At 39.9% G+C, this 16,025-nt stretch carries 16 protein-coding genes, 2 tRNA genes and 1 pseudogene; 2 read left to right on the top strand and 17 right to left on the bottom strand.

Annotated elements, in window-relative coordinates:
- Positions 1-88: 88 nt before the first annotated feature.
- The 16 genes from O3601_RS00440 to O3601_RS00365 all read right to left on the bottom strand — a co-directional run bounded on the left by O3601_RS00440 (position 89) and on the right by O3601_RS00365 (position 13,953).
- Positions 89-742, bottom strand: a complete 654-nt coding sequence (locus O3601_RS00440; protein ID WP_371470186.1) for a transposase — start codon at positions 740-742, stop codon at positions 89-91.
- 47 nt (positions 743-789) lie between these two features.
- Positions 790-933 carry an IS630 transposase-related protein gene (locus tag O3601_RS00435; RefSeq protein ID WP_371470185.1) on the bottom strand — a complete coding sequence of 48 codons (144 nt, stop codon included), beginning with the start codon at positions 931-933 and terminating at the stop codon, positions 790-792.
- A 298-nt stretch (positions 934-1,231) separates the two neighbouring features.
- On the bottom strand, positions 1,232-2,644 hold the full coding sequence (sufB, locus tag O3601_RS00430) for a Fe-S cluster assembly protein SufB (RefSeq protein ID WP_000797054.1): 1,413 nt from the start codon (positions 2,642-2,644) through the stop codon (positions 1,232-1,234).
- A gap of 57 nt (positions 2,645-2,701) precedes the next feature.
- Entirely contained in the window at positions 2,702-3,142 is a 441-nt protein-coding gene (gene sufU / locus O3601_RS00425; protein ID WP_247954619.1) for a Fe-S cluster assembly sulfur transfer protein SufU, read from the bottom strand.
- Positions 3,129-4,355 carry a cysteine desulfurase gene (locus O3601_RS00420; RefSeq protein ID WP_371470183.1) on the bottom strand — a complete coding sequence of 409 codons (1,227 nt, stop codon included), beginning with the start codon at positions 4,353-4,355 and terminating at the stop codon, positions 3,129-3,131. The genes sufU and O3601_RS00420 overlap by 14 nt, the downstream gene beginning before the upstream one ends.
- A 10-nt stretch (positions 4,356-4,365) precedes the next feature.
- Complete coding sequence (gene sufD, locus O3601_RS00415; protein ID WP_371470180.1) at positions 4,366-5,628, bottom strand: Fe-S cluster assembly protein SufD; 1,263 nt, start codon at positions 5,626-5,628, stop codon at positions 4,366-4,368.
- Positions 5,629-5,655: 27 nt separating this feature from the next.
- Positions 5,656-6,426: a Fe-S cluster assembly ATPase SufC gene (sufC, locus tag O3601_RS00410; RefSeq protein WP_000114489.1), complete on the bottom strand. Its 771-nt coding sequence runs from the start codon at positions 6,424-6,426 to the stop codon at positions 5,656-5,658.
- A 150-nt stretch (positions 6,427-6,576) separates the two neighbouring features.
- Positions 6,577-6,771: a DUF3272 domain-containing protein gene (locus O3601_RS00405; RefSeq protein ID WP_001081602.1), complete on the bottom strand. Its 195-nt coding sequence runs from the start codon at positions 6,769-6,771 to the stop codon at positions 6,577-6,579.
- A 27-nt stretch (positions 6,772-6,798) separates the two neighbouring features.
- Entirely contained in the window at positions 6,799-8,454 is a 1,656-nt protein-coding gene (gene dnaX / locus O3601_RS00400) for a DNA polymerase III subunit gamma/tau (protein WP_371470159.1), read from the bottom strand.
- The gene (locus tag O3601_RS00395) at positions 8,454-8,951 is read right to left on the bottom strand and encodes a GAF domain-containing protein (RefSeq protein ID WP_371470156.1); all 498 of its coding nucleotides are present in this window, start codon (positions 8,949-8,951) and stop codon (positions 8,454-8,456) included. The genes dnaX and O3601_RS00395 overlap by 1 nt, the downstream gene beginning before the upstream one ends.
- A gap of 85 nt (positions 8,952-9,036) precedes the next feature.
- On the bottom strand, positions 9,037-10,239 hold the full coding sequence (gene rpsA, locus O3601_RS00390; protein WP_371470154.1) for a 30S ribosomal protein S1: 1,203 nt from the start codon (positions 10,237-10,239) through the stop codon (positions 9,037-9,039).
- A 161-nt stretch (positions 10,240-10,400) separates the two neighbouring features.
- Positions 10,401-10,472 (bottom strand) — tRNA-Gln (locus tag O3601_RS00385).
- 9 nt (positions 10,473-10,481) lie between these two features.
- Positions 10,482-10,562: transfer RNA gene (locus tag O3601_RS00380), tRNA-Tyr, on the bottom strand.
- Between the two features lie 49 nt (positions 10,563-10,611).
- Entirely contained in the window at positions 10,612-10,842 is a 231-nt protein-coding gene (locus tag O3601_RS00375; RefSeq protein WP_000037113.1) for a DUF2969 domain-containing protein, read from the bottom strand.
- Positions 10,843-10,940: 98 nt separating this feature from the next.
- The gene (locus O3601_RS00370) at positions 10,941-12,908 is read right to left on the bottom strand and encodes a peptide ABC transporter substrate-binding protein (RefSeq protein WP_000837408.1); all 1,968 of its coding nucleotides are present in this window, start codon (positions 12,906-12,908) and stop codon (positions 10,941-10,943) included.
- Positions 12,909-12,930: 22 nt separating this feature from the next.
- Positions 12,931-13,953 (bottom strand): branched-chain amino acid aminotransferase, encoded by a 1,023-nt coding sequence (locus O3601_RS00365; protein ID WP_153226070.1) that lies wholly within the window; start codon positions 13,951-13,953, stop codon positions 12,931-12,933.
- Between the two features lie 308 nt (positions 13,954-14,261).
- Here O3601_RS00365 and O3601_RS00360 point away from each other — a divergent pair.
- Together O3601_RS00360 and O3601_RS00355 are read left to right on the top strand one after the other, a co-directional pair.
- Positions 14,262-14,503 (top strand): annotated as a pseudogene (locus O3601_RS00360) (IS630 transposase-related protein); the annotation flags it as partial.
- 196 nt (positions 14,504-14,699) lie between these two features.
- Positions 14,700-14,825, top strand: coding sequence for a hypothetical protein (locus tag O3601_RS00355; protein ID WP_371470574.1), 126 nt, complete (start codon positions 14,700-14,702; stop codon positions 14,823-14,825).
- A gap of 30 nt (positions 14,826-14,855) precedes the next feature.
- Here O3601_RS00355 and O3601_RS00350 read toward each other — a convergent pair whose 3' ends face one another.
- Positions 14,856-16,022, bottom strand: coding sequence for an acetyl-CoA carboxylase biotin carboxylase subunit family protein (locus tag O3601_RS00350; RefSeq protein ID WP_153193317.1), 1,167 nt, complete (start codon positions 16,020-16,022; stop codon positions 14,856-14,858).
- Positions 16,023-16,025 lie beyond the last annotated feature (3 nt).

Below are 16,025 nucleotides of genomic sequence, written 5' to 3'. Positions count from 1 at the left end.
TTCTTCATTTAATTATAACAAAAAACCGTTGTGCAACGGCTTTTTGACTCATTTTAAATCAAAATCAATAAGCATTTTATAATTATAGTCATTTAGTTTTAAAAAAGCGTTCCAAACATTCAAAAATATTTGGAACTTCCCTTAATAAATCCGTCACTTTCTTTTTCAAGATAGCCCAAGTTTGCTCAATAGGATTCAAATCTGGTGAATAAGATACTAGAGGTAAGAAAAAGTGTCTATCTTGGATACACAGTTCATCCAAGATATGTTTGGGACGAAAACTAGCATTGTCCATAACAATAACATGAGGTGTCTTCAAATCAGGCAAGAGCTGCGTTTTGAACCACTCCACAAAGAAATCACTCGTCATACTTTCCTTGTAAATCATGGGAGCTATAAACTCTCCGTCTACTTGTCCTGAAACAATTGAAGTCCGCTCAAAACGCCGTCCGCTAATCTTTTCATAGACTTTCTTCCCTCTAGGAGCGCGTGCATAGGGACGATAGAGGTAGCGGTCGATTCCCGTTTCGCCAATATATACGACTGATAAATCTTTTAGGTTATCCAAAATATCAAGAAATTCAGCGACTTTCTCAGAATCTTGTTCTTTAAAGCTAGTCATCTTTTTTAAAGTGATATGAATTTGCTTTAAAGCTCCCCATACTGAAGGAACAGCACAATCAAAATGTGCCGCAATTTCCCGTAAAAAAGCATCTGGATGAGCCTCTACAAAGGCTTTCAATTCCTCTAAAGGAATTTTCCACTTTTTGACGACTCACTTTTTCCGCTCTAAGTGTCCTTGCTCACGTCTTTCTTTTCCCACGTGAAGAGAGTTCTGCCGCCAACATCAAAAACTTTGTATGTCTCGACATGTCTGTGTCCCTCTTTGATGTAATCTAATGCTCCTTGTTCAAAATCTCTACTATATGCCATAGCTTTATTATAAGATGCTTATTTTAAACTAAGCAACTATATCGTGGCTTGAACTGACTATTTTATATATTGTCTTACTTCGTCCTCACAAAACTATATCAAAAATCAAAAGCGCTTAGGAAAAAACTCTATTTCATGAGAGAATACAATAAATCTTCCCACAATAAAATGCATAATATCAAGTTTTTTGGCTCCTGATATCATGCATTTTCTGTTCTTAAAACCTTTTTTCTCAGTCTATTGTTGTTACAAGTTCATCTTCAAGATACTTGATTGGGGGTAAATCTAAAAACAAATTTTACCCAACTGATCCTTCCATCTCATAGCTAATCAAACGGTTCAGCTCAACTGCATATTCCATTGGAAGCTCTTTTGTAAATGGTTCTACAAATCCCATAACAATCATCTCAGTTGCCTCAGATTCTGACAATCCACGGCTCATAAGGTAATAGAGTTGCTCTTCTGAAATCTTAGATACCTTAGCTTCGTGTTCCAAAGCTACTTGCGAGTTGTGAATTTCATTAAATGGAATGGTATCTGATGCTGACAAGTCATCCATGATAATGGTATCACATTCGATGTGAGAGACAGATTTCTTAGAGTTTTTGTTAAAGGTTACTTGTCCACGGTAGTCAACCTTCCCTCCGCCTTTAGCAATGGATTTAGACACGATAGACGAGCTTGTATGTGGAGCATTGTGTATCATCTTGGCACCCGTGTCTTGGTGTTGTCCAGCATTGGCAAAGGCAATAGAAAGCATAGTACCACGCGCCCCTTCTCCATCTAGATAAACAGATGGGTATTTCATGGTTGTTTTGGCACCCAAGTTTCCATCAATCCACTCAACAGTGGCATCCTTTTGAGCTTTAGCACGTTTCGTTACCAAGTTATAGACGTTATCAGACCAGTTTTGGATAGTCGTATAACGCATATAAGCTCCATCCAAGGCAAAGATTTCTACAATGGCAGCATGCAAGCTGTTACTTGAATAAGTTGGCGCTGTACATCCTTCTACATAATGGACACTTGCTCCTTCATCAACGATAATCAGGGTACGTTCAAACTGACCAGTATTTTCGTTGTTGATACGGAAGTAAGTTTGAAGAGGAATATCTACCTTGACCCCTTTTGGTACGTAAATAAAGGTTCCACCAGACCATACTGCCGAGTTGAGGGCAGCCAATTTGTTATCTGTTGGCGGTACCAACTTAGCAAAGTATTGTTTAAACAAGTCTGGGTATTCCTTGAGGGCAGAATCTGTATCTGTAAAGATAATCCCCAATTTCTGGAACTCTTCCTTCATGTTGTGGTAAACCACTTCTGACTCATACTGGGCAGAGGCACCAGCTAGATAAGCACGCTCAGCTTCCGGAATCCCAATACGTTCAAAGGTTTCTTTGATTTTTTCAGGAACCTCATCCCAAGAACGGGCTGGCTTATCAGATGGTTTTTGATAATAAATCAGGTCATCAAAATCAATCTCTGACAAGTCTGCTCCCCAAGTTTGCATGGGCATTTTTTTGAAGGTTTCATAAGACTTCAAACGGAATTCTAGCATCCACTCAGGTTCTCCCTTTGCAGCTGATAGTTCACGAATGACATCTTCGTTCAATCCTTTTCCTGTCGATAGGACAGGCTCTACATCATCATGGAAACCAAATTTATATTCACCAAGGTCAATTGGTTTTGGTTCTACTCTTTCTTCAGCCATAATATCCTTTCTTTCATTCTTCATTTCTACTAATTCATAAGACAAAAGAAACTTGTCTTATTGTTTTTCTTGATTTTCAATTGTTTTCTTAAGGGCATTCCAAGCTAGAGTTGCACACTTGATTCGTTGAGGGAATTTGGCAACACCTGACAAGAAAGCAGCATCACCAAGTTGGTCTTGACGCTCATCTTTTTGCCCTTGAACCATTTCAGAAAAAATAGTCGCAAGTTCTAAGATTTCTTGCTTGGTCTTACCCAAAACGGCATCTGTCATCATGCTCGCAGAGGCAGTCGAGATGGTACAACCTGAGTTTAGAAAAGCGATATCTTCCAAACGGTCATCTGCATCAAACTTGACAGAGAGGTTGATGACATCTCCACAGGTCGGATTGTTGAGACTGATTTGCTCAGCATCATCCAACTTCCCTTGATGATGTGGATTTTTCGAATGGTCCGCTACCACTGCCATATAGAGGCTATCTAGTTTAGAAAGTGCCATTGAAAAACTCCTTTGTCTTTTGTAAGGCATCGACTAGCTTGTCGCAATCTGCCTTGGTATTGTAGATATAAAAACTTGCACGAGCTGTTGCTGGAACATCCAAATACTGGAGCAAGGGTTGGGCACAGTGGTGACCCGCTCGAACAGCCACTCCTTCATAATCCAAAGCAGTCGCAAGGTCGTGAGGATGAAGGTCGCCTTGGTTAAAAGCAATGACACCTGAACGTTGAGCCAAGTCCTGTGAACCATAAATGGTCAATCCTTCAATCGCCTGCAGTTTTGGATAGACGTATGCAATCAATTCTTGTTCATGGGCTTCAATGGCATCCATACCAATCTTTTCTAGATAATCTACTGCTGCTGCCAGTCCGATTGCACCAGCCATATTGGGTGTTCCAGCCTCAAATTTCCAAGGCAATTCCTTCCAACTAGCAGATTGTTCATAAACGAAATCAATCATTTCGCCGCCAAATTCTACTGGTGACATTTGTTCTAGATACTTTTCTTTACCGTAAAGAACACCAATACCAGTTGGACCCGCCATCTTGTGACCCGAAAAGGCAAAGAAGTCCACATCCAAATCCTGTACATCAATCTTCATATGGGGTGTAGACTGAGCACCATCCACCACCATGATGGCTCCCACTTGGTGGACCAATTGAGTGATTTCTTTGATTGGATTGACCACTCCAAGAACATTGGAGGCATGAGCTAGCGAAACAAACTTGACCTTGTCCGTCAATTTAGCCCGCAAGTCATCCATATCCAGAGCTCCGTTCTTGAGATAAACATAGACAAGCTCAGCTCCAGTCTTACGACAGGCTTCCTGCCAAGGTATGATGTTGGAATGGTGTTCCATGACAGAAATCAAGACCTGGTCCCCCTCAGTCAAGACTTCCTCTGCAAAGTGCGCCACCCAGTTCAGACTGGTTGTCGTTCCTCTAGTAAAGAGAACTTCCTTTGTAGACCCTGCATTGATAAACTTACGAATGGTTTCACGAGCCGCCTCATAAGAAGCTGTCGCCCTTTCTGCCAAGGTATGAACGCCACGATGAACATTGGCATTGTCGTTCTCATAGTAACGGTTAATCGTCTCCAGAACTGCAAGTGGTTTTTGTGTCGTCGCAGCATTGTCCAAATAGACTAATGGTTCATCATTAACAATCTGGTCTAAAATTGGAAAATCCTTGCGAATCGCTTCTACATCTAACATAGGCTACCCCTTAGCGTTTTGACAATTTTTCTTCGATAGTTGCAATCATTTCATCACGAACTTCCTTGACTGGAATCTCAACGATAACAGAGCCAAGGAAACCACGGACAACCAAACGTTCTGCAGTTGCCTTATCCAAGCCACGGCTCATGAGGTAATACATATCTTCTGGATCTACCTGACCGATAGAAGCCGCGTGTCCTGCAGTTACGTCATTTTCATCAATCAAAAGAATTGGATTGGCATCTGAACGCGCTTGGTCTGAAAGCATGAGAACACGGCTCTCTTGTTGCGCATCTGCCCCCTTAGCACCCTTAATAATGTGGCCAATACCATTGAAGGTCAAGGTTGCTTTTTCAAGAATAACCCCATGTTGCAGGATATTTCCGATTGAGTTGCAACCATAGTTAGTCACTCGCGTATCAATCCCTTGTACCTGACGACCACTTGAAAGAGCTACAACCTTGAGATCTGCATGGCTACCATTTCCAATCAAGTCGCTATCAAAGTCCGCAACGACGTTTCCTTCGTTCATGACACCGATTGCCCAGTCAATGCTTGCATCGTTGCCTAATTTACCACGACGGCTAATGTAAGCAGTGACGTTTTCACCTAGACGGTCGATCGCAGCAAACTTCACTTGAGCACCAGAACGTGCAATTACTTCTACTGTGATATTAGCAGTTGCTTTTGCACTTCCTTCACCGCGTGACTCTAAACGCTCCAGATAACTAATCTTAGAATTTTTACCAGCGATAATCATAATATGCTTGTTAAACGGCACATCGCTATCGCTGTCTTGATAGAAAATTCCTTCGATTGGTTCTTTAATCTCAACATTATCAGGAATGTAGAGAACAGCACCACTGTTGAAATAAGCTGTATGGTAGGCTGCCAACTTGTCATCGTCATACTTAACAGATGACATGAAGAATTCCTCAATAAGCTCTGGAATTTCTTCTAAAGCTGAGTGAAAGTCTGTGAAGATAACACCTTGTTCAGCTAACTCAACTGGTGTTTGTTCAAAAACTGTTTGAGTTCCTACTTGCACCAACTTCAAGTGATTATCTAAAGCTGTGAAATCTGGAACATTTGCTGATGGCTCACTTTCTGTAATCGTTCCATCACCCAGATTCCAACGGTGGAATTTGACACGCTCAATAACTGGTAATTCCAAAGTCTCAATCTTGTCAAAAGCTTTTTGACGGAGATCAGCCAACCAGCTTGGTTCAGCGTGCATTTCTGAAAAAAGTTTAATATTTTCTTTAGTCATTTACTTCTCCTAAAAGACACGAGGGAATTACAATTCTTCCTTGTAGTCGTAGCCAAGTTCTTCAGCTAGTTTTGCGTATCCTTCACGCTCCAAACGTGCAGCCAATTCTGGACCACCAGAAAGGACAACACGACCTTCCATCATGACGTGTACCACGTCTGGTGTGATGTAGTTCAAAAGACGTTGGTAGTGAGTGATAATCATAGCACCAAAGCCTTCACCACGCATAGCATTCACACCTTTAGAAACAACTTTAAGAGCGTCAATATCAAGACCAGAGTCAATCTCATCCAAAAGGGCAAAAGTTGGTTCCAACATCAAAAGTTGAAGAATTTCATTTCGTTTTTTCTCACCACCAGAGAAACCTTCATTGAGGTAACGTTCTGCCATTTCTTCTTTCATGTTGAGCAATTCCATTTTTTCATCTAGCTTAGTAATGAACTCGCGAACTGAAATCTTCTCATCGTCTTCTTTACCAGCGTTCATAGCTGCACGAAGAAACTCAGCATTAGTAATACCAGGAATTTCTGATGGATATTGCATAGCAAGGAAAAGTCCCATACGCGCACGCTCGTCCACTTCCAACTCAAGGATGTTTACGCCATCAAACAAGACTTCACCTTTAGTAACCTCATAGTTAGGATTTCCCATGATAGCGGCAGAAAGAGTCGATTTACCAGTACCATTTGGCCCCATGATAGCGGCGATTTCTCCTGTTTTCAGGGTCAGGTTAACCCCTTTTAAAATTTCTTTTCCTTCGATCTCAACGTGAAGATCTTTGATCTCTAATACTGACATGATAGTTCCTTTCTTTTTCAAGGCCTTTACAGTTCTTACTGGAAACATACTTGATTTCCCTAGAAAATACGGTAAAAGGTCAATAAATATACTTTTATAGTATAACAAAAAAAAGCCTAAAAGGCTTTGATTTTGTCTAGAAGCTGAGGACTAGTCTTTCCCTTTTAAATGCTGGTCAATGACATCTACTATTTTACCCATCAAGTAACTCACTCGAAAATTTCTAAAGAGTAAAATGGCCCAAAAGGCTGCCATAATATAGCGACCAGTCATCCAGGCTTCATTGAAAAAATAGGTCTCAGCAGCTGTAAACAGTGCGATGATAATAAATTGTTGTCTATTCATAAACTTATTGTATCATGAAATCTTTCTTTAGTCTTCCTCTACCTTCACTTTATCAGCCAAAAATTCAAATCCTTCCGGAATCAGACTTTCTTCTGCTTCTTTTTCAGTTTGAGAAGATTTGGCTTTGGCTGAAAAGGCTGCGCGAACTTCTTTCCATTCCTCCATGGAAATAGCTAAAATCTCAGGTGAGAAACCGGCTGCCTGACTGAGGATATTTCCAAACATGGTGTTGAGATTGTCTCGTTTCATGGTTTGACCAGCATTGAAGTTAGACTCAAAAGCAAGAATGGCATGGTGTTCATTGGCTGCAACTGGTTGAGAACCAACTAGCAGAGCCTTATCGGGACCTCCAAGACTTTCAATCACCTCTCCCCAGGCATTCTGCAGACGAATCAGGTTTTGACGTGCTAAATCAGGATTTTCAACGGCCTCTTGTAGGATAGATTGAACTTTATTGCGATCCACACGATAGACTGTCTTGCCTGCTGTTGGACGACTAGGAGCTGGATTTGTTGGCTTAGCTACGTTTCCCACATTGGCGAGTTCATGTTTGAGACGCGAAACTTCCTGTCTCAATGCAGAAATTTCATGTTCAACTGCACCAGAAAAAGCTGGTTCAAGCTTAATCTCTGCCAAACGGATAGTCATCATCTCAGCATAAATCTTAGGCTGCAAACTAGACTTAATATCTGCTAAACTGACTGTCGCTAAGCGAATCATTTCAAACAAATTTTCTTGATGAATTGCCAAATTCTCCACAAAGACTGGACTATGATGAGTGTTTTCTCCACCTGTTTGAACAATTAACAAGTCTCTTAAATAGTGCAAAAGATCGGTCACAAAACGAGTCATGCTCTTACCATTCTCAAAGAGAAGATTTAAGCAAGCTAAGGCTTTAGGAACATCCTGCTGAGATAAGGCAGCCACATAATCATCCAAGGCTGACAGACTAATAGTTCCTGTAACTTCTTCAGAGATGGCAGTAGTCAACTCGTTTCCCTGTGTCAAACTCAGGGCTTGATCCAAAATAGACAAGGCATCTCGCATACCACCTTCAGCCCGTCTGGCAATGATTTCCACAGCCTCTGGTTCAGAACTGATATTTTCTTTTTCTAAGATATAGTGAATATGTTCCTTAATATCCTGTGTCTTAATCGATTTAAATTCAAAACGTTGCACACGGGATAAAATCGTAGCAGGAATCTTGTGCAATTCAGTAGTAGCCAAAATAAAGACCACATTCTGTGTTGGCTCTTCCAGCGTCTTTAGGAGGGCATTAAAAGCTCCTGTAGACAACATGTGAACCTCATCTATGATATAAACCTTATAACGGGCAAGACTAGGGGCATAAGTAGATTTATCACGAATTTCACGGATTTCATCCACCCCATTATTAGAGGCCGCATCCATTTCAATGACATCTTCTAAACTACCGTCCGTCACTGCTTGGCAAATATAGCAGTTATTACAAGGTTCACCACCCACTTGATTGGGACAGTTCATAGCTTTGGCAAAAATCTTAGCCACACTGGTTTTTCCCGTTCCACGAGGACCCGAAAAAAGATAGGCATGACTTATTTTCTCTTGTTCTACTGCTTGTTTAAGAGTCTTAGCCACAACTTCTTGCCCAACCAACTGGGAGAAATTTTGACTTCTATATTTTCGATAAAGTGCTTGATACATTAGGCTTTCTCCCCAAACATTGTAAAGTCCCATTCTGTCTTTTCAAGCAAAATAGCGACAAATTGTTCCAAATAATCTCGATCCATAGCATCATAATCATCAATCTCTGAAGAATCAAGATCCAGAACTCCAAGTAATTGACCATTCTTAACCATCGGCACAACAATTTCACTTTTAGCGCTACTATCACAAGAAATATAGTTGGGATAAGTCCTTACATCTCCAACAATAACAGTTTCCTGAAAGTGAGCTGCCTCACCACAAACACCTTTTCCCAGTGCAATACGGATGCAGGAAACACCACCTTGGAAAGGACCTAAAACCAATTCCTTTCCATCGAACAGATAAAAGCCTGCAAATACGGTATTAGGAAAGCGTGATTTTAGAAGAGCACTGGCGTTGGAAAGATTAGCCAAAACATTGGTTTCGCCTTCCAATAAAAAAGAGAGCTCCTCATTTAACATTTGATAACATGATTGTTTTTCTGATTCTAACATAGAACTATTATATCAAAAAAGGCTTACAGACAAAAGAAAAATCCCTTGTTTAGAAAACAAAGGATTTTATAAATTTTCAATTTGATTAAAGTTCGATATCACCGAACAAGTCAGCCATTGAGAATCCTGTTTGTGTTTCTGGAAGTTCGAAATCACGTTTTTCTTGACGTTTTGGACGACGTGGACGAGCAGCACGTTTTTCTTCTTTTTGTCCTTCTTCTTGAGCTGGACGCTCTTCAAGAGCTTTGATAGAAAGTGATACGCGCTCTGCATCTGCGTTAACTTCAAGAACTTTAACTTTAACTTCTTGACCAACTTTAAGAGCTTCTTTAGGATTTTCAATACGTTTGTGTGAAATTTGTGATACGTGAACAAGTCCATCGATACCTGGCAATACTTCAACAAATGCACCGAAGTCAGTCAAACGTTTAACTGTTCCTTCTACTACATCACCTTTAGCCAATTTTTGCTCAACGCCATCCCATGGTCCAGGTGTTGTTGCTTTAAGTGAAAGTGATACACGTCCTTCTTCTTCGTTAAGATCAAGGATTTTCACTTCAATTTCTTCACCAACAGTTACAACTGATTTTGGTGATACGTTACGTTCATGTGACAATTCAGTCAAGTGAACCAATCCGTCAACACCACCAAGGTCGATGAAAGCACCAAAGCTTGTGATACGAGCAACTTTACCAGTTACAACATCACCAACAGCCAATTTACCGAATACTTCAGCGCGAGCCGCTGCAGTAGCTGCTTCAACAACTTCACGACGTGAAAGGATGAAGCGGTTTTCTTTAGCGCCAACTTCTTTGATTTTAGCATCAAATTCTTGACCTACAAAACGCTCAGTGTTACGTACGAAACGAGTATCCAACATTGAAGCTGGGATGAATCCACGAACACCTTCAAATTCTACTGAAAGTCCACCTTTAACGGCACGAGTTCCTTTAACAGTAACAACTTCTTCTTCGCGACCAACAAGTTTGTCCCATGCTTTGCGAGCTTCAAGGCGTTTTTTAGATACAAGGTATGTAACTGTATCAGTATCTTTACCAACTACTTGACGAAGTACAAGAACATCCAATACTTCTCCTACTTTAACAAAGTCATTGATATCTGCATCGCGATCGTTTGTCAATTCGCGAAGAGTCAAGACACCTTCAACACCAGTTCCAGAGATTGCAACGTTAGCTTGAGTCGCATCAACTGTCAATACTTCAGCACTAACAACATCACCAGTCTCAACTTGGCTAACGCTATTTAGCAAATCTTCAAATTCGTTCATCTAAAAAATCCTCCAACAATCAAGTTTTTCTTAAACTTGACATACTTATAATTTTTTTCCTAAGCACCCGCAAGGACATGTTCATATCGTTCACGTCTTTCAATTATAAAAATAAAATACCCTAAGATATTTTGCTTTTTATCTTGATTATTACCTAAGAACTGGGGTAGCTGGATTCGAACCAACGCATGAGGGAGTCAAAGTCCCTTGCCTTACCGCTTGGCTATACCCCATTGATAAAATGGAGAGAGAGGGATTCGAACCCCCGAACCCGAAGGAGCGGATTTACAGTCCGCCGCGTTTAGCCTCTTCGCTATCTCTCCTACAATCAACATGGACTATTATATCATGAAAATTTCAAAAAAACAAGACTTATTTTGCTAAATTATAATTTTCAATCAAAATTTCCACAGCTTTTTCCAATTTTTTATAAAAACTATCGACATTCCCATTCTTTATGATGGCAAATTGTCCGTCTAATTCGGCAATTTCTCCGATAACTTTTTTACCAATGGTCAAGGTATAACCTTCAAAACTGTCTTTTCCTACATTAACCTTGGCATCTGCTACTTGAATTTCAATTTTTTTATCTTTCTTACTCATTTCATACCTCTCTTCACTTTTTCTATTTTACAAGAAAATCCTAAAACTAGCAAGAAAAAACTCTATATCATTCCAAGTCTGATATAGAGTTTTCTGCTTTATTTAATGTGTTTTTCTAGTTCTTTTTGGTACTTACCGTTTGATTCCAATTTTTCTTTTTGCCATTTTTTCAGTGCTTCTTCATATTCTTTTGTTGTAACAATATCTTTTTGCAATTTCATCCCTTTAAAGATATATGGGTCACCCTTAATACCAACTTGTGAGTATGGTTTTGAGAATGGCACGACATTACTTACAACTGGAGAACCACCAGATGAGGCTGTCGGCATCAATAATGAACTATCCGTCAACCAAGCTTGAGCCTTGGCATATTTTTCATAGCGTTCTTCAAGATTTGTAGTCTCTGAATCTGCATCATCCAATAATTTCTTATATTGGTCCAAACCAAGTTTCGCTACAACATCCTTATCTTTTCCTTTAGTAATACCAAGGTGTTTCATAGCAGAACCTGATTTAGGATCCATGATATTCAAGTAAGATGCTGGGTCTTGATAGCTTGGAGCCCATCCTGTACTGTTCAAATCATAGTCTTTTTGAGAAGGAACACGCGCTTGAGAAGTGATTGTTTCCTTTTCATTATCTGTCATTTGAAGAACATCAATGACAACATTTTCTGCACCAAGAGTTGATTCGATAGACTGTTTGAAAGAATTACTTTGTTGAACGGCGATGGTATCTGTTTGTTCAACTGGGACATCCAAATGAATTGGGAAAGTTACCCCTTTAGATTCCAAGTCTTTCTTAGCTTTTTCGAACGCAGCTTTAGCCTTGTCAGGATTATAGATAGAATCCTTACCGTCAACTAGCTCAACACCTTTCCATTGGTCACCATAGTTCACCAACTCAGCTTGGGCGATTTGACCAAAGTTTTTACCCCCTGCTTGTACAAAGTTGTCAGGAACAAGGCTGTTACGAATAATCTTGTCCGCACCGTCTTCACCATTTAGCTGGGCAGCATAAGAATGACGGTTGAAGGCAAAGTTGATAGCCTGACGGAAGTCCTTATTAAGCATAGCTTCTTTAGTAGAAGTCTTTTGCTCTTCACTTGTTTTCGCAGTTTTATTATATGACTGACGATTTACGTTAAAGGTGAAGTAATAGCTACTTGAGTCCTGTGGGCTATAAGTGATTTTATCTCCGTATTGTTCCAAAGTAGAAGCAAAGTTTGAGCTACTTGGGAAGAGACGGGCTGTCGTATAAGCACCAGAAGAGAAGCTACGAATCAAGGATTCCTGATCAGAACCATCGTAGTAGGTCAATTTGATCTTCTCGATTTTTACCTTTTCTTTATCCCAGTAGTTTGGATTTTTCTCGTATTCGATTAACGATTTAGAAGTCAAGGTCTTCAAGATATAAGGACCATTGTAAAGAATCCCTGCTGGAGTAACTGCTCCATAATCTTTACCTGATGCCTTCAAAAACTCTTCATTTACAGGCAACATCGTCGCTGTTGTAACTTTAGAGTTCCAGAAACTTTCTGGTTTGTTTAGGGTATATTCGACTGTATAATCGTCCAAGGCCTTAACACCAACTGTAGAGAAATCGTTCGTCTCACCAGTCATGTAGGCATCCAAACCCTTGATTGAATTTTGGATGAGAGAGACACCGTCTGACTTACCGTCAGCTACATGTTTCAATCCTGTTACAAAGTCATGGGCTGTTACTTCTGCATATTCTTCACCTTCAGAAGTGTACCATTTAACTCCTTTACGAAGTTTGTAGGTATAAGTCAAACCATCTTTTGACACAGACCAATCCTCAGCCAAGGAAGGGATAACATTTCCGTACTGGTCGTTTTCCATCAAGCCATCAACCACGTTCCCGATGACATCTGTTGTAGATGTACGAGTCGCTATACTATAGTCCAAAGATGCTGGATCTACTGCATAGACATATGAAAATGTTGTCGGTGCATCTGCTTCTTTATCAGCTTTTCCACAAGCCACTAAAAGAGCTGTTGTGCTCAGGACCACTCCTGCTGTTAAGAGCCACTTTTTCGATTTCATCAAAAATCTCCTTTTGTTTGTTTTAATCTACTTTTACAATCCAACCTTCTGGCGCTTCAATATCACCAAACTGAATACCAGTCAATTCATCATAGAGTTTACGAGTCACAGGACCTACTTCTGTTTCACTATAGAATACATGGAAATCATCACCGTGCTGAATTCCACCAATTGGTGAAATAACTGCTGCTGTACCACAGGCACCTGCCTCTACAAAGCGGTCAAGGTTATCAATTGGGACATCCCCCTCAATAGGAGTCAAGCCCAAGCGGTGTTCTGCCAAATAAAGCAAAGAATACTTAGTAATAGATGGCAAGATAGATGGACTCAATGGTGTTACAAATTCATTATCAGCTGTAATTCCAAAGAAGTTAGCTGAACCGACTTCTTCAATCTTTGTATGAGTTGATGGGTCTAGATAGATAACATCTGAGAAATGACGTGACTTGGCCAATTTCCCTGGCAAGAGACTGGCAGCATAGTTCCCACCAACCTTAGCTGCACCTGTACCATTTGGCGCTGCACGGTCGTATTCATCCTGAATCAAGAAGTTGGTTGGAACCAATCCACCCTTAAAGTAATTTCCAACTGGCATAGCAAAGATGGTGAAAATGTATTCCTCTGCTGGTTTAACCCCGATAATATCTCCAACACCAATCAAAAGTGGACGAAGATAAAGGGTTCCACCTGTTCCATATGGTGGTACGTATTCTTCATTCGCGCGGACAACTGCCTTACAAGCTTCTACAAACATGTCTGTCGGAACTTGTGGCATCAAGAGACGATTACAAGTACGTTGCAGACGTTTAGCATTTTCGTCAGGACGGAAAAGTTGAACACTACCATCCTTAGTACGGTAAGCTTTCAAACCTTCAAAGGCTTGTTGACCATAGTGAAGACTTGGAGAAGACTCTGAAATATGCAAGGTTGCATCTTCTGTAAGTTCTCCTTGATTCCATTGTCCATTTTTAAAATGAGCAATATAGCGATAAGGTAATTTCATATAGGAAAAACCAAGATTTTCCCAATCAATCGTTACTGTCATATTCCACTCCTTATTCTAAAAACCTATTTCTTATATTCTACACTTTTTTTCTAAAATAGCAAGTATATTTTGTAATTTTCAGAAAATTTCTTCAATAAAAAGAATCTAAGGTATCTGTCGTAATGAATCCTATATGGAGATTGCATAAAAGACTCAAATTATTCTTCTATCTCGTTTAGTAAAATCTATTCAATAACTGAACTTATTTTTGACATACATAGAGCCCGTACATTAATATTAGTAACCTGTTTCGACAGAGATATGATAAAATGAACTAAAGATAGTACACAATGTGGTACAGTCATCTTATACCATATTCAATAGATTTACGTAAAAAAGTTCTTGCCTATTGTAAGCGAACAGGTAGTATAACAGAATTCCAAATCTCACGTAATACCATTATCTAAAAGAGAAAATAGGTGATCTAAACCATCAAGTAAAAGGAACAAAACCAAGAAAAGTTGATAGAGACAGACTTAAAAACTATCTTACCGACAATCCAGACGCTTATTTGACTGAAATAGCTTCTGAATTTGGCTGTCATCCAACTATAGCGTATTGAATCTAGAATAGCACATTACGGTTGCTAAAACATTTTTAGAAAAAATTGACTTTCTCAATCACTTTGTTCACATCTTATTTCAATCTACTATACTATCCACTATGCTCTCAAAGCTATAGGCTACACTCGAAAAAAAGAATCATACCTACTATGAACAAGCCCCAGAAAAGTAGCTTTATTTCTTATTCCTCCCCACTCACCTGAGTACAATCTTATTGAGAAAACCTGGGCTCATATCAAAAAGCACCTCAAAAATTGTCCTACTCTTGTTTCAATCCGCTGTGTTTCTTATAAAAAACAAAAGGACTAAGGGAGTGAATTTCCTTAATCCGATAGTCTCTCAAGCCTGACGCTGACCAAAGTCCTTAATCATCTGATCCATTTCTTGTCGACTCGGAGTTGTCAACATATACAGGTAATCTCCTTGAAGTTCCGCAAAGGCCGCTGGCATGATTTTTTTAACCTTGAACTGCTGGCTATATTTGTCAATCAAATCCTCTTCTGAATAAACATAGTGAGCATTTGCACGGCGAGAAGTAGCCAAACAATACTGAGGTTCAAATTCTGACGCTGGGAACTCTTCTCCTGCGACAATGGCTGCATAGCCACGATAGAGGTCCAAGGAATGGGCAAAGTTATAAACATCAATGGTAAACCCACCTGCAGGACGGTTATTGTACTCAATGGCAATATAATCATCCCCCTCACGGAAGAACTCAATATGGAAGAACCGTTCTTTCATACCAAATTCCTTGACAATTGCCTCACCATATTTACGTAATTTAGGATCCATATCCTTGAGAACGTAATAAGAATTGTCCATCTTGTAAATCATGAGATCAAGCGGTGTATAGGCGTAGTCAAAGGTTGTTGAAAAGACAATCTTTCCTTCCTTGTCCACTAGACCATCAAAGGTGCAAATTTCGCTAGAGGTGACAAATTTCTCAAAGAAATAAACAGTTGAATGATCCCACTCAGCCTTGAAGTGATTGATATCGTCCTCTGTCTCAAGCTTAAAGGTCGCGGCTGCTCCCACTCCATTGTCAGGTTTGGCAATCATTGGAAGGCCGATTTCGTTCACTGCTTGATCAACATCTGCTTCCGTCTTGATAACAGCTCCAGGGACCACAGGGACACCTGCTTTTTTGAAAAGCTTCTTCATTTCAGACTTAAATTTCGTCTTTTTGAGATCCTCTGGTTTGGCACCAAAAACATTGAATTGTTCTCTGAGTGTTGCATCCAACTCAAGCCAGTATTCATTATGAGACTCGATGCGGTCAATCGGGCCATGTTTATAAAAGAGAAAAGCAACTGCTCTCTTGACTTCATCTATATTTTCAAGATTGTCCACACGGAAATACTCGGTCAGGCTATTGCGTAAAGGTTCATCCAATTGCTCGTAAGGTTCCTGACCAATTCCCAAGACGTTGATTCCTTTATTAGCTAGTTCAATGGTAAACTGTTGAAAGTTTTGTGGATAGTAGGGAGAAATAACAAGGTAATTCATAGG

Source organism: Streptococcus sp. 20925_1_69, from assembly GCF_041432365.1.
Taxonomy (GTDB): Bacteria; Bacillota; Bacilli; order Lactobacillales; family Streptococcaceae; genus Streptococcus.
The sequence above is the reverse complement of the archived record's forward strand: the minus strand, read 5'-3'. Positions and strand labels throughout refer to the sequence as shown.